The organism is Synechococcus sp. R6-10 (assembly GCF_047461815.1).
Taxonomy (GTDB): Bacteria; Cyanobacteriota; Cyanobacteriia; order Thermostichales; family Thermostichaceae; genus Thermostichus.
In genome coordinates, this window is record NZ_JANSHW010000056.1 from 1 (window position 1) to 13,523 (window position 13,523).

General features: G+C 58.8%; 11 protein-coding genes. 7 read left to right on the forward strand and 4 right to left on the reverse strand.

Features of this window, described 5'->3' with window-relative positions:
- Positions 1-111: 111 nt before the first annotated feature.
- The 5 genes from NW837_RS01790 to NW837_RS01810 all read left to right on the forward strand — a co-directional run bounded on the left by NW837_RS01790 (position 112) and on the right by NW837_RS01810 (position 4,751).
- Positions 112-354 (forward strand): NifU family protein, encoded by a 243-nt coding sequence (locus NW837_RS01790; RefSeq protein WP_011432622.1) that lies wholly within the window; start codon positions 112-114, stop codon positions 352-354.
- A gap of 145 nt (positions 355-499) precedes the next feature.
- Complete coding sequence (gene rseP / locus NW837_RS01795; protein ID WP_414329010.1) at positions 500-1,597, forward strand: RIP metalloprotease RseP; 1,098 nt, start codon at positions 500-502, stop codon at positions 1,595-1,597.
- A 6-nt stretch (positions 1,598-1,603) separates the two neighbouring features.
- Positions 1,604-2,308 carry an endonuclease III gene (gene nth, locus NW837_RS01800; protein ID WP_414329011.1) on the forward strand — a complete coding sequence of 235 codons (705 nt, stop codon included), beginning with the start codon at positions 1,604-1,606 and terminating at the stop codon, positions 2,306-2,308.
- Between the two features lie 102 nt (positions 2,309-2,410).
- Positions 2,411-3,394 (forward strand): RNase adapter RapZ, encoded by a 984-nt coding sequence (gene rapZ, locus NW837_RS01805; RefSeq protein WP_414329012.1) that lies wholly within the window; start codon positions 2,411-2,413, stop codon positions 3,392-3,394.
- Positions 3,387-4,751 (forward strand): gluconeogenesis factor YvcK family protein, encoded by a 1,365-nt coding sequence (locus tag NW837_RS01810; RefSeq protein WP_414329013.1) that lies wholly within the window; start codon positions 3,387-3,389, stop codon positions 4,749-4,751. The genes rapZ and NW837_RS01810 overlap by 8 nt, the downstream gene beginning before the upstream one ends.
- Positions 4,752-4,775: 24 nt before the next feature.
- Here the strand turns inward: NW837_RS01810 and NW837_RS01815 are convergent, their stop codons facing one another.
- Both NW837_RS01815 and NW837_RS01820 read right to left on the reverse strand, forming a co-directional pair.
- Positions 4,776-6,362, reverse strand: coding sequence for an ArnT family glycosyltransferase (locus tag NW837_RS01815; RefSeq protein WP_414329014.1), 1,587 nt, complete (start codon positions 6,360-6,362; stop codon positions 4,776-4,778).
- A 69-nt stretch (positions 6,363-6,431) separates the two neighbouring features.
- Positions 6,432-7,292, reverse strand: a complete 861-nt coding sequence (locus NW837_RS01820) for a hypothetical protein (protein WP_414329015.1) — start codon at positions 7,290-7,292, stop codon at positions 6,432-6,434.
- A 503-nt stretch (positions 7,293-7,795) separates the two neighbouring features.
- Between NW837_RS01820 and NW837_RS01825 the strand changes: the two genes are divergently transcribed.
- Both NW837_RS01825 and NW837_RS01830 read left to right on the forward strand, forming a co-directional pair.
- Positions 7,796-7,942, forward strand: coding sequence for a hypothetical protein (locus NW837_RS01825; protein ID WP_414329016.1), 147 nt, complete (start codon positions 7,796-7,798; stop codon positions 7,940-7,942).
- Positions 7,939-9,636, forward strand: a complete 1,698-nt coding sequence (locus tag NW837_RS01830; protein WP_414329017.1) for a peptidoglycan D,D-transpeptidase FtsI family protein — start codon at positions 7,939-7,941, stop codon at positions 9,634-9,636. Before NW837_RS01825 ends, NW837_RS01830 begins: the two co-directional genes overlap by 4 nt.
- Positions 9,637-9,747: 111 nt before the next feature.
- On the opposite strand, the gene NW837_RS01835 is transcribed toward NW837_RS01830, so the two are convergent.
- Together NW837_RS01835 and NW837_RS01840 are read right to left on the reverse strand one after the other, a co-directional pair.
- On the reverse strand, positions 9,748-10,971 hold the full coding sequence (locus tag NW837_RS01835; protein ID WP_414329018.1) for a glycosyltransferase: 1,224 nt from the start codon (positions 10,969-10,971) through the stop codon (positions 9,748-9,750).
- A gap of 174 nt (positions 10,972-11,145) precedes the next feature.
- On the reverse strand, positions 11,146-13,523 hold a 2,378-nt coding region (locus NW837_RS01840), incomplete at its 5' end, for an HD family phosphohydrolase (protein WP_414329019.1).

Consider the following 13,523-nt stretch of genomic DNA (forward strand, 5'->3'; position numbering starts at 1 on the left):
CAGAGATAGGCAGGATGCGATCGCTTCTTTCCTGAACCATGTTCAGGAGAGTTCAGCGTGAATGTATCAGAAACCGCTACAATCCAAATCTCAACGAGGCTAAAAGCAACCATGGCACAAGCACTGGAACTCAATACCGAGAACGTCGAGAAAGTCCTGAACGAGCTGCGTCCTTACTTGATGGCCGATGGGGGCAATGTGGAATTGGTGGAAATCGATGGCCCGGTGGTCAAGCTGCGCCTGCAAGGGGCCTGTGGAGCCTGCCCCAGCTCAACCATGACTTTGAAGATGGGCATTGAGCGCAAGTTGCGGGAAAGCATCCCCGACATTTTAGAAGTGGAGCAGGTATTCTGAGGGGCCCTGTAGGTTTTTGTGAGATTCCTTTAGGGTTCTTTATCATGTGTTGGATTATGTGCCTTGATAAATAGCCTCGATAAATAGCCTCGGGTGGCTCTCTGCTCCCCACTTCTTTCTTCTGTGCCTTCTTCAGAGCTAGCGCATGTCTGTTCTCCTCTCCATCGCCATTCTCGCCCTGCTGATCCTGGTGCATGAGGCAGGGCACTTTGCGGCAGCCAAACTCCAAGGGATCCACGTCAACCGCTTCTCGCTGGGGTTTGGGCCGGTGTTGTGGCGATACCAGGGCAAGGAGACAGAGTACGCCATTCGCGCCCTGCCGCTGGGGGGCTACGTGGGCTTTCCTGACGAGGATGAACATTCCCCCTACCCGCCCGACGACCCGGATCTGCTGAAAAACCGCCCCGTGCTGGATCGCCTGGTGGTGATGAGTGCGGGGGTGATGGCCAACCTGCTCTTCGCCTATCTGGTGCTGGTGTTGATGTTCGCCTCGGTGGGGATCCCCTCGGTAACGCGCATCCATCCCGGCATTCTCATCCCTCAGGTGATGCCCGATAGCCCGGCGGAGCGAGCTGGCCTGGAGGCAGGGGATGTGGTGTTGCAGGCAGCCGATCGCGATTACAGGGGGATTGCCGACGAGACGGCGGCCTTGGCAGCTCTGAACGATTTTCAGGTGCTGATCCGCAGCAGCGAGAACCGGCCCATTCCCCTGGAGGTGCAGCGTGGGGAAGGGGATCCCCTGCAATTGACGGTGATCCCAGAGGTGCGGGGAGAGACGGTGGCCATTGGAGTGACCTTGGCCCCCCACCAGGAGGTGACCTTGCGTCCCCCTCAGAGTGTGGCTGAGATCCTCACGGAGGCGGGAAATGCCTACCAGCGGGTGGTGATGCTCAATCTGAACGGCTTGCGGCAGTTGCTGCAGAATTTCCAAAGCACGGCTGCTCAGGTCTCCGGCCCGGTGGGGATCGTCAAGATTGGGGCGGATCTGGCCCGCGATGACGCCGCCAGCCTGTTTAATTTCACCGCTTTGATTAGCATTAACCTGGCCTTTCTCAACCTGTTGCCCCTGCCCGCCTTGGACGGGGGACACATTGCCTTTTTGATCCTGGAGGCGATCCGCGGCAAACGGCTGCCCAAGCATCTGGAGGAGCGGGTGATGCAGACGGGCTTGGTGTTGTTGCTGGGATTGGGGGTGGTGCTGATCTTCAAAGACACCCTCGCCATTGTCACCGGGTCGGGCTAGGGGAAGATGGCCAGCAAACGGGCCTTGCGCCAGCGAGCTTTGGAGATCCTGCTCCGGCTGAAGCGCCACTACCCCAACTCCACCTGTGCCCTCCACTACCAGACGCCGCTGCAGCTCTTGGTGGCAACCATCCTCTCGGCTCAGTGTACGGATGAGCGGGTGAATCAGGTAACGCCAGAGCTGTTTCGTCGCTTCCCGGATGCCCAGGCCCTGGCGACAGCGCCGCGAGAGGAGATCGAGGCTCTCATCCATTCCACCGGCTTCTATCGCAACAAGGCCAAACACATTCAGGAAGCCTGCCGCAAGATCTTGAGCGATTTCGGTGGTCAAGTGCCCCGCACCATGCCGGAGCTGCTCACCCTACCCGGTGTGGCCCGTAAGACGGCCAATGTGGTGTTGGCTCATGCTTTTGGCATCCATGCCGGGGTTACCGTCGATACCCATGTTAAGCGCCTCAGCCGCCGCCTCGGCCTCACTGAGCACGAGGATCCCGTGCGCATCGAAAAGGATCTGATGCAGTTGTTGCCGCAGGCGGATTGGGAGAACTGGTCTATCCGTCTGATCGACCACGGGCGGGCCATCTGCACTGCCCGCAGGCCTCTGTGCCAGCAATGTTTTTTGGCGGATCTCTGCCCCAGCGCTCCTCTTCTGGGATCGGCTGCACCGGCCGAGAAAACGGATAAAAAAGCTACAAAAGCCTCGCCGGCCTGAGATGATGGTTTCTAGGCGCCCCGCGTGGCTGAGCCCCCCATTCTTCCGGCGCTTGTTTTGGCCGCCTCTCGCCCTAGAATAAGCTCCATGCAGGATAAACCCATGTCAGTCGCGACCCCCGTTTTGGTCATTGCCGGCCTGACGGGATCCGGGAAAACCTTGGCCATCCAGCAGTTGGAACAACTGGGGTACACCGGCCTAGAAGGGATCCCGCCTGCCCAGGTGATCCCCTTGGTTGAGGCGATGCGGACCCATCACGCTGCTTTGGCCATCAGCTTGAATCTCCACGCCCAGGAGTACCGGGATCAAGTTCCCACCCTGGCTGCTTGGGTGCAATCGCAAGGGATCCCTTTCCTATTCTTGGAGGCCCGCTCCCCAGTGTTGCTCAACCGTCTCAGCGCCCACCGCCGTCCCCATCCCTACGGGGAAGCTGCCGGTTTGTTGGAGGCCATTGAGCAAGAGCGGCTGGCTCTGGCCCCGGTGCGGGAACGCTGCACCCACTGGTTGGATACCTCCGACCTCAATGCCCAGCAACTGCGGCAGCAATTGCAAGCTTTGGTGCAAGGGATCCCCCAGCCCCTCAACCTAAGGCTGGTCAGCTTCGGTTTCAAATACGGCGTTCCCCCCGATGCCAACTTGCTGTTCGATGTGCGCTTTTTGCCCAACCCCTTCTTTCAGCCCCATCTGCGCCGCCTTACCGGGCAGGATCCCCTGCTGCAGGAGTTCTTGTTTGCGGATCCCATCACACAATCCACCTACCAGCACATCTTGTCCCTGATCAAAGCGTTTTGGCCCCACTACCGCGCAGAGCGTCGCCCCCACCTGACTTTGGCTATCGGCTGTACCGGCGGTCAGCACCGCTCGGTGGCCCTGGTGGAGCGCCTGGCCCAGGATTTGCAGCCTTGGACTGTCCCTGCCGGCAACCACGTTCTTCCCGACCTGAATGTTCAGGTTCAGCATCGCCATCTGCTCGACTCTCAGCGGGAGCTGGAAGCCCGCTTTGGCCCGGCGCCCGGCGAAGCCGGCGTTGCCCAGCAACAGGTTAGGATCCCTTTGGCCGGCGTTCCTGCACCTTCCCATGCCTAAGCCCCTGCCCAGCAACAAGTCCGCCGCTTGGGGCATTCGCCGCCGCAAGGCTGCTTGGCCGGGAAGTGGCTGGAAATGGCTCTTTCCCGGTTTAGCCGTTAAACGCTGGCTGAGCCTGGCGGTTGGGGGCGTGCTGCTGATGGTGCTGGGCATTGCCATCTGGACGGAGTTGACCCCCATCTTTCGCTTAAAACGGCTGATCGACATCACCCTGCGCCTGATCACCACTTGGATCCCGAACAACATCAGTGGCCCCCTGGTGACCGGGATCGGGCTGATGATGGTGGTGCTGGGGTTTCGCAGCGCCATGCGCTCCATCGAGGATGTGCTGATCCCCGAGGGAGATGAAGCGCTGGTGGATAAGCTGTTGTCGCGGCGGCGTCTCAGCCGTGGTCCCCGCATTGTGGTACTGGGGGGCGGCACCGGCCTCTCCAACCTGCTGCGGGGTCTGAAGCGCTACAGCTCCAACATCACAGCCATTGTCACGGTGGCCGATGACGGGGGATCCTCAGGGCGTCTGCGGCGGGAGATCGGCGTTTTGCCCCCTGGCGATATCCGCAACTGCCTCACTGCTCTGGCCAACGAAGAAAAGCTGCTCACCGAGCTGTTTCAATATCGCTTCCAGTCGGGGGAAGGGTTGAGCGGCCACAGCTTCGGCAATTTGTTCATCACTGCCCTCACCGCGGTAACCGGCGGCGACTTGATTCGGGCCATCACTGCCACCTCGCAAGTCTTGGCCATTCAGGGGCGGGTGCTGCCGGCCACCCTGGCGGATGTTACCCTCTGGGCGGAGCTGAGCGATGGCCGCCGCGTGGTGGGAGAGTCCAACATTGCCAAAGCCGGAGGACGCATTTGCCGAATCGGCTGTGACCCCCCCAACCCTCCCGCCCTACCGGAAGTCATCGAGGCTATTGAGGCGGCAGAGTTTGTGGTGCTGGGGCCGGGTAGCCTCTACACCAGCATCATCCCTAACCTGTTGGTACCGGAAATTGTGGAAGCTCTGGCCAAAAATATGGCCCCCCACATCTACGTCTGCAACATCATGACCGAGCCGGGGGAAACCGACGGCTATACTGTTGGGGATCACGTCATGGCTTTGGATCGGGTGGCAGGAGTGCGCCTATTTGACGGCGTGCTGGTGCAGCGGGAGCCACCCTCCCCGCGCGCTTTGGAGCATTACCGCCGCAGCGGTTCTGAGTTTGTGGTGCTGGATCCCGACAAACTGGCTTACCTGGGCTGCCGTGCCGTTTTGGCTAACGTCATGCAAGAGGATCCAGAGACCGGCTTGGTGCGCCACAACCCCGAACGCTTGGCTGCAATGCTGATGCGCTGGTTCGACAGACATCGCCCCCTCTAGCTTTGCCCAGGATGTCCTCTGCTGTTATTGCAGGCGGGAATAAGGGCGGGGATAGGGCTTGCGCATCTGTCGAGCCAGGTACACCTGAAAGGTTTGCGCCACCGCCCCTGCCCGCACCAGGGGAACCTCGGCCACAGGCTCGATTTGGGCAAAGTAGTCGCCATAGGTGGCCGGGATCCCTGCCCTCGGCTGGAACAACTTGGAAGTGATGAGCAGCCCATCCTGCCCCAGCCAGTCCTGCGGCTGCGACCAAAAGGCAAAGCCCCGCAAATCCGCATCCAGGCAGGTCAGAGGCTTGTCCGTCAGCGGAGCCAGGGCCATGGCGATCTGACCGCCCAAAAAATAGGCATTGGTAAAAACGAACTCTGCCTCCTCAAGGGCCTGAGCCAGGCGGGGATCCGTCCGAAACCGCTGCCGCAACTGCTCAATTTCAATGAGCTGAGTAGAGGGATCCCTCTCCACCGGCCACAGCCCCATCCCTCCCGGCTCTTGCAGCAGGCCGTAGCGCACATGGGCCAGCCCCACCCCCACCACCAAGCTGACCATCACCGCCGTCCCCACTAAGGTTCGCTTCGCTCCCGGCCACCGTTCCCAGAAGGATCCCAGCAGCAGCGTCAGCACCCAAAACCCCGGCATGGGCCAGGTGGGCAAGATGGGCCGGTAGCCTCCCATCAAGGTAAAGGCCAACACCAGCGGTAATCCACAGGCCAGGATCAAAAGGTGCTTGAGCTCTTCATCCGTCAGCCGCATCCCGCGGAGAATCTGCAGGGCCACCCGACCCGTCCCTGCCAAACTCGCCCACCCCAAAGGGATCCCCAAGCTGGGAAACAGGTAAAAGACTTCAGAAAGGATCGTCAGCCCCAGCGCTTGCAGTTGATACCCTGCCTCCGGCACCGCCCGCCCCGCCTGAAAGCGAAAGGAGACCCAATCCTGCTGGGCGTTCCAGATCAGCACCGGGCTGAAGGCCAGCACAAAACCCAGCACCGCCAGCACCGTCCAGCCCGACCTTAAGGCACAGCGATGAACTGGGCTGAGCAGACAAAAGAGTACCAGGCCGAACCCCAAAGCCAAGCCGTGGTACTTCCCCAAGCAGGCCAGCCCCACCAAGAGACCTATGAGCGCTAGCCTAGGCCCTGGCCGATAGCGAGCCGCCCCATAGACTCCCAATTTCCCCTGCCCCAAAGGCACCGGGAAAAACTCCTGGCTGGCCACCCACAAGGTTGCTGCCGTAAAAAAGATCAGCGGGCTATCCGGCAAGGTCAGCACCCCAAACCCAATCCAAAGGATCGGCGCGATGCTGATAGCCGCCAAGCTGATCAGTCCCGCCCGAACAGAGAAAAGGCGCGCTCCGGTGTAGTAGAGGAATAGGGAAGAGCCACAATACAGCAGCAGGGATCCCAGTCGAATAGAAAAAGCCGACACCTGGCCGGTCAAGGCAGGCCCCAAGCCCGTTGTCCAGGCCACCAGCGGCGGATGGTCAAAATAGCTCCAATCCAGATGGCGGGTGTAGAGGTAGTAGTATGCTTCGTCAAAGCCCGGCGGCAACAAAGCAGCCACCAGGCAGCGCGAAAGCAGGCCCAGCCCCAGAATGAGCAAAACAGCCCTATGCACCGAAGGGGATCCCTATGGGCAGATGGACAGATCTAACTTACCTTGAATACCTCTCGGGGCTACGTCCCTTTAGCAATCTGATTTTTTTGTCTCCAGCAAAATGACCGGACGCCCCAAAAGTTGACCTAGCTTCTCGGCCTCTGCCCGCGCCTCTGGTTCCTTATCAGTGTAGCAGACTGACAGCAAAGGTTTCCGCGATTGCAATTTCACTTCTACCGAAAAGAATTCAACAAAATTCCTTTTGGCCTGAACCAAAATCTGCTGTACATCTCCAAAGGAATAAGTTTTCCGCCCTAGCGACCCAAAAGGAGTAAGGTGCTCCTCTTGGATTTGGTACCTAGAGCGGTCAAACGTTAGACGGCGACACCAAAAAGACACCTTCAGCATGAGAGCTCCTACCCAAAGAAGTAGAGCCAGAAATAGCCCTGGAAGGAGAGAATACAAGATCGCAAACACTAACTCCAGTAAGTGAAATCTATCGATATCTATCAAGAGCCGACTCTCTGTACTGTTCACAAAAGAATCAACGCGCCTTGCCAATTCCTGAGCTTCACTTTCACCAAAGGCCAACCAGGCTGGAGTTTCCCCTGTAGGCTTTTCCAGCGTGACATAGTAGCGCTCAGTCCTTTCTCCGTCGTCATCCTCCACAATTTCAGTTTTGACTGCAGCTCCTCTTACATCTATGTGAAGTGTAGTTTGGCTCGGCAAAGGTAGAAACGGCTGGAAAGACACTTCACAATTAACCGTAGACTGGTCAACTCGAAAACAAGTGAAACGGCGCTCACCCTGGGAAGACCAGATCGAAGATAAAGCCATAAAAGGGATGAACGCAAAGAAACAGATAAAAACAAAAGTAGCAAGAGACCCAAGGAAACCTACAGAAGACTCTTGGTACACGCGCTTGTTGGGGCTCTCCTCCACGCATTTCATAGACTCAACTCCGGGAAAGCTGAATTTGTTCAGATTATTACTTACTAGTCCGTCGGTTGTCTGTTTCCGAGAGTACAAGGCACTTGAAAAATTACAAAAAGCTGTGAATTCTCCGATTTCGGCTGCGCTGTATCCAGATTCTCCTTATCCTTAGCTGGCAGGGGAAGTTGGGGTATCGGCTGCGCGAAGGGCTGGGGAAATGTTTCCAGTCAAACAAGTTAAAGTATGGACTGCTGGATGAATGCAAGTAAAGGTTAGGCTTTCCGCATTCATGTTCTGAGGCATTCAGTTATCTCCAGTACTCTAGAATTGCTGGGGCTGCTCTTCGGGACCCCTAAGGTTTCTCTCAAAAGCTAGAGGGCGGCAGGGTTGCTACGCAGCGCTGACATGAAGGTGAGATGAGGGCCAAACTAGCGGTGGTGCCTACATGGGGATGGTGATGGAAGGCAGATCTAGGGCTGGAGTAGGGCGGCCTGTGCCGAAAACCCTGGAGACCAGACAAAATGGCCGACAACTTGCCCAACGACACCGATACAGAGGTTCTTGGCCCCCTTCACTGCGAAGCCCCAGGCGGTGGAGAACAACACTGGGGTGGCTCCTGGGGGATCGGATCCCGACGGCCCGCCAGCTTGACTTTCGCGCCGGCATGACCGGACTGGCTTTGATCATCGCCCTATTTGTAACAGGAGCACGTCTGGTTTATTTGCAACATCAACAGGCACCCCTATTGCAGCAGCGAGCCGAAGCCCAGCAGCGAGCCCAGCTAAGACCTTTCATTCCTCGTCGCTCAATTGTGGATCGTCATTCTATTGCCAAGCAGCAGGCAGAATTGCTGGCCGTAGATCGCCCCGTCTATACTCTCTGGGCCCATCCCCGCCTCTTTGGCAAACGCACTCCAGAGGAAATTGCCACCGCTCTTGCTCCCCTGTTGCGGCGTCCAGTAGAGCAACTGGCGCAGCGGCTATCGGCCAATCAGGCAGTGCGGGTGGAGCGCTGGGTATCCCAGGAGGTGGCGGATCAAATTCAGGCTCTGCATCTGGATGGCCTGGAGCTGGTGAGCGAGCGGCAACGCATTTACCCCCAAAAAGAGATGGCCGCTGAGGTGGTAGGCTATGTAGATCTGGATCATCAGGGCCAAGCAGGAGTCGAATATTCCCGACAAGAGCTGCTGGAGCGTACCGTTCAACCTGTTACTATTCCTCGCGATGGCTACGGACGACTGTTGGCTGCCGAGGTGCCGGAAGGGCTGCTGCAATCTGGCGAGACGGTGCTGCAACTTACCCTAGATATGCGCCTGCAAAGAGCTGCCCGCGCTGCCCTGAAAGCCCAACTGCAACGGTTTCGAGCCCTGCGGGGTACGGTGATCATCTTGCAGCCCCACACGGGGGAGATTTTGGCTCTGGTGAGCGAGCCCACCTATGACCCCAACCGCTACTTTGAGTATGACCCCGGTCTTTTTCGCAACTGGGCGGTAACGGATTTGTATGAGCCGGGATCCACCTTCAAGCCCATCAACATTGCCATTGGGTTGGATGCTGGAGCCTTCAGGGCAGATGAGCGGGTCTATGACGAGGGTCGGATTCTCATCGGTCAGTGGCCCATTCAAAATTACGACTACCACCAGCGAGGGGCCCATGGCTGGATGAGCGTCACGGATATCCTGCGGCAATCCAGCAATGTGGGCATGGTACATCTAATGCGCAAGCTGGATCCCCGCCAGTACTACAATGCCTTGGTGCGGCTGGGGTTCAACGAGCGCAGTGGCGTGGATTTGCCCTTTGAGCCGGCCAGCCGTTTGAAACCGCTGCGACAGTTTGTTACGGTGCCGGTGGAGCGGGCCACTGTCGCTTTCGGCCAGGGGCTGGCCCTCACTCCTCTACAGTTGGCTGCCATGCACTGCATCATTGCCAATGGCGGACTGAAAGTACAGCCCCATGTGGTGCGAGGCTTGGTGGAAAAGGATACGGATACTCTGGTTTGGGGATCCCCGCAGCCGCAGCCGGTGCGGGTACTATCCGAGCAAGCCACGCTGGCAGTGCGTATCCAAATGCGGGATGTGGTGGACTTTGGCACGGGGCAATCGGCCAAGATCGAGGGGTATGAGATCGCTGGCAAAACCGGCACTGCCCAGAAAGCCGGGCCACGGGGGGGCTATTTGCCCGGCAAGCGCATCACCAGTTTTGTGGGCTACTTCCCGGCCATTCGCCCCAATTACGTGATCTTGGCGGTGATCGACGAGCCCCAGGGGGAAGATGCCTTCGGCTCGACGACGGCTGCTCCCGTTGTTCGCTCGGTGATCCAGGAGATCATCGCCCTAGAGGGGATCCGCCCCAACTCTACTTAGCGCAGCCATAGGAACAAGGGGCGAAGGTGGATGCCAAAGGGGGCCCAGACAGTGAGGAAATGAGCGAAATGCCCATACCTCCGGATTGGCTCTTCCTGGAAAAAGCCATACTCAAGACTGGCCACCCACAGAGTCCGACTTAACCTCCGCACTCCTCCAGCTCAGCTTGGAGTTGAGGTAGAAGTTCCAGAATACGACAACACCGATGGCAATTAAGTTGGCCAATAGATAATGAATGCCCAAGCGCTCGCTCAGCAAGGTCACCAGTGAAGTGTTGAGAACCAAGCCAATTAAGCAGATAACGTTAAACTTCGCCAACCGCTTCAGGCGATTCCAGGGCCCCGGCTGCAAGCGGGTCACATGGCGAAAAGTCCACAGGTCGTTCCAGAGGAAGTTATTGAGAATGGCCACCTCCGAAGCAACCAGCTTACTGGTTATGAGATCCCATCCTAAGTTGGTGGGATCGTGCAAAACATAGAGCAAAGCCATGTCCACCAAGGTGCCGGATAGGCCAACCGTGCTGAAGCGCAAAAAGGATCCCACCTGCCCTAGCGAAAAGCGCAGCACCATCAGGTGGTGGAGATATTGGAGACAAGTTTGCAGTTGGATTTTGCTCTCCCCGTTTTGGCGCTCCTGAAAGATGTAGCCGACTTCAGCAATGGTTTTCACCCGGCCCCGCGCCAGCACCTCAATCAGCAGCTTGTAACCCTTGGGGTTGAGCGGGATCCCAGCAATGGCTTGGCGTCTGACCAGAAACAGTCCGCTCAACGGATCGGAAACACGGCTGAAAACTCCCGGCAGCAGAACCAGCCCAATCCATTGGGCCCCGCGGGAGACAATGCGCCGGCCCAGGCTCCAGTGGCTCACCCCTCCCGATGGTGCATAGCGGCTGCCCACCACCAAATCTGCCCCTTTCTGGATGAGCGGCCACAATTTGAGGACAATCTCCGGCGGATGCTGCAAATCCCCATCCATAACCCCCAACACCTCGCCGCGGGCAGCTTGCCATCCCCGCAGCACGGCAGTGGCCAGGCCTCGTTCGTGGTGGCGACAAATGACTTGCAGTTGAGGGAATTCTTTTTGCAATCCTTGGGCCACTTTGGCAGTGTAATCGGGGCTATTGTCATCCACCACAATCAACTCATAGCTTCCAGGCAGAATCGTGTCTAGGTGGGCACACAACTGCCGGATCAGGCTGCAGATACTGGAGGCTTCGTTGTAGGTGGGAATGACCAGCGACAGTTGGACAGGGCTGGACTGAGACAGAGGTGGAATCTGAAAAGGAGCTGCAGAAGCTTTGGGATCGGCAGAGGAAGTAGGAGCTCCATGAAGCATTCAGCAGGCCATCCAAAAACAATAAAACAAAAATCCTCCGCCTAGGGCTGCAAATCCTAGGACTGCCTTGGTTCATACTGGGTCCACAGAACGATCCCCTATCGTACTGATCGATGAGCCGCAGGGCTAGACCTTTCTCTACCTACCCAGCTTCTTCGGGAAGAGGTTACTTGGCTAAGGGGATCCCGTAGAGGGGCTCATCAACACCGGGATCTGGGCCTGAGCAGAGGCAGTCTCAGGCAGCGAGGGGGCAGGGGTGAAACTGGGGTAGGGGATGCGCTCGTGGTTGGATTCCCGCCAGACCTCCACGAAAGCGTCTGCCACCACCTCCAAATCCTCCAGCGTCAGCCCACTATCGACCAACTGGCCATCTTGCCAACGGGCCTGGGCAATTTTGCGGACAACAGCTTTTGCCCGCTCGACCACATCGGGGCCGAAGCCATCGCTCAGAGTCATGCTGCGCAGGGCGGCTTCACAGGCATCGGCCATCATCACCACCCCCGTCTCCTTGCTCTGGGGGATCGGGCCATCGTAGCGGAACGGCTCTTCGGGTACGGGCTGACCCCCGGCTTTCATCTGGGCTTGATGGTAGAAATAGGCAATCAGGATCGTCCCCTGGTGCTCAGGGATAAACGCCTGGACGGCGGTAGGCAGATTATATTGCTTGGCCAGGCGCAAGCCATCGCTGACGTGGGCCTTGATAATCTGAGCACTGCGATAGGGATCGTCCAGTTGGGTGTGGGGGTTGAGGCTGCCCATCTGGTTCTCGATGAAGTAGCGGGCCTGAAGCATCTTGCCGATGTCGTGGTAAAGAGTGCCGGTGCGCACCAGCTCCACGTTGAGGTTCAGCTTCTGGGCAGCCCGTTCTGCCAAAGTGGCCACAAGCAGAGTGTGCTGGAAGGTGCCGGGGGCCTCTGCAGCCAGCCGCCGCAGCAGCGTGCGATTGGGATTGCTCAACTCGATCAGACGAATGGGGGTGGCTAAGTCAAATAGGCGCTCCAGGTAGGGGCTGGCTCCCAGGGCAACAATGCTCCATCCCAAGCTGGTTCCCCCTGCCAAAGCCATGGCCAACAGGTCGATGCCACCGGTGGTGGCCAAGCTAACCGCCCCGTAGGCCAGCATCTGCACCGCTGCCGCTCCTCCTCCCAACAAGGCCAGCTCTTCGCGGGAACGGGAACGCCCGGCCAGGGCAGAGGCCACCACGCTGCCGGAGAGCAAGGGTACAAGGGTGAGCAGGTTGACAGGGGAGACCAAGGGCAAAAACAGCGCCTGGCCTACCACCACCACCAAGCCCAGCCCTGCCCCGTAAAAACTGCCCAGCAACAGCCCCACTGCCGGCAGGGAGCTGAACTCCAGCTTGAACAAGGCCGCCAAAAGGGGAGCGGTCAGGGAAACTATGAGGATCAACACCCGATCCCGGCGGCGCAACCCTGGCCGCAAGCGTTGCTGCAGAGGCACAAAGACAGCCAGGCCCAGGCCCATCACGCCGGCCACCCCCACCAAGCCCCAGACGTTGATCCCGCGCTGGGTGAGCCCAAAGTGGTCCAAGATGAGAAAAATTTCGGGAGTGATGAGCTGATCTGCTCGCACGATCACCTGGTTCTCGGCAACCGAGATCAGAACCGGCTCGACTTTTTCCAGCTCGGCGCGAATGCGCTGCTCGGTGCGCTGGGGATCCACCTCCACGTTGGGAATGAGCACCTGCTGCAGCCACTGATAGACCAGGGCCTGCAGCTCCTGTCGTTGGGCAGCATTGCCCGGAAACATCAAATCGTCCAGTTGGGCTTGGATCCCTTCGGCGCGAACTTCGCGGGGCAGGCCATCCACGATCCCTATCTTCTGCAGACGCTCCAAGACCCGCCGGCTCAAGGTTTGCAAATGCTGCCAATCCGCATCTGCCAAGTTGAGAACGGTGGCCGGAACAGGGGGGGTGAGCTGCTCCAGAGCCGGCAAAGCCGCTTGATAGCGCCGTTGCGCCGCTTCCACCTGGGCAATCAACTGGGTATAGGGATCCGTCGCCGCCATCTGGGTGGCCGATCCGTCCAACCAGACCCGCTGCCAAACCTCGACAAGCTCTTGCTTGGCCCGCTGCTCCGGAGGAAGCTGCTCCGGTCGCCCCGAAGAAGGCTCTTCCAAAGGAGATGGGGTGGCTGCACGGGCGCGGATGGCCTCTTGTCGGACGCGAGCCTGGAAGGGTTCCCACTCCTCCGGGGAAAGCTGGCGCAGGTAGATCTGCGTTGGCAGAGACAGCAACTGGACAGAAACATAGGGCAGAGGCCCTGCCTCTTGGCGGATGGCTTCCACCTCAGCCAGGAGAGCCTCCAGGTTTTGCCGCATGCTGTCGTTGGCGGTGCTGTTGATTTTGAGGGCCTGAACCACCCGCCGTCGCGCCTCAGCTTGTCGGGCCTGGGTAGCCTCCACATCTTCGATCTCCGCCGCAGCAGGGGCGAGAAACGTCTGCGGGGAGCGGCTGCCGACGGTCAGTTGTGGTTCGTTGTAGTAGCGGATCCCGTGGACAGCAGTGAGGGAGAGAAGCGCGAGGGCATAGCCAG